This is a genomic window from Acidovorax sp. SUPP3334 (assembly GCF_030159055.1).
Lineage (GTDB): Bacteria > Pseudomonadota > Gammaproteobacteria > Burkholderiales > Burkholderiaceae_C > Paracidovorax.
Map to the genome: position 1 here is coordinate 1 of NZ_BQXQ01000117.1, position 819 is coordinate 819.

1 protein-coding gene is annotated in these 819 nt (G+C 63.5%); it reads left to right on the forward strand.

Annotated features, from left to right (window positions below):
* Nucleotides 1–56 precede the first annotated feature (56 nt).
* A partial coding sequence (locus AVHM3334_RS23725) for an IS630 family transposase (protein ID WP_284415882.1) occupies nt 57–819 on the forward strand: 763 nt, incomplete at its 3' end.

Below are 819 nucleotides of genomic sequence, written 5' to 3' on the forward strand. Positions count from 1 at the left end.
TATTGATCCGGCATAAATCATCTTGAAATAAAGGAATGCGCCATCATGTGCTGATGATGCAAGCAACAGACATGAGATCGTTGTCGCGCGAAGCGCGGCATGAGAGGCGCGTGCAGGTGATCCGCCTGCGCAAGGCGGGTTACAAGTACGACGAGATTGCGGCGCTGACAGGGCTCAGCCGCACGGGCGTGTTCGACATCTGCAAGCGCCATGAGACTGCGGGCGCCAAGGCGTTGAAGGACGCGCCTGGTGGGCGTGCGCTGGGAGACGGCCGGCGCCTTGACGCGGCGCAGGAGGCGCGGGTTCGCAAGCTCATCACCGACCGCACGCCGGATCAGTTGAAGATGCCTTGCGCGCTGTGGACGCGCGCGGCGGTGGCTGAATTGATCGTGCAGCTCTTCGGCATCAAGCTGGCCGTGCGCACGATGGGCCTGTACCTTGCCCGCTGGGGCTTCACGCCGCAAAAGCCAATGAAGAAGGCCTACGAGCACTCGCCCGCGGCGGTGAAGAAGTGGCTCCAGGAGGAGTACCCGGTGATCGCCGCGTGCGCCAAGGTCGAGGGTGCCGAGATCCACTGGGGCGACGAGACTGGCCTGCGCAGTGACGACGTGCGCGGGCGCGGCTATGCGCCGCAGGGACAGACGCCCGTGATCCGGGTAAACAACAAGCGCCATGGCCTGTCGGTGATCTCCACCGTCACCAACAAGGGGCAGATGCGCTGCAAGGCGTTCGACGGCGCGCTCAACTCCGACATCCTGATCGACTTCCTGCGCCGACTCGTAAAGGACGCGGGCCGCAAGATATACCTGATTTTGGACA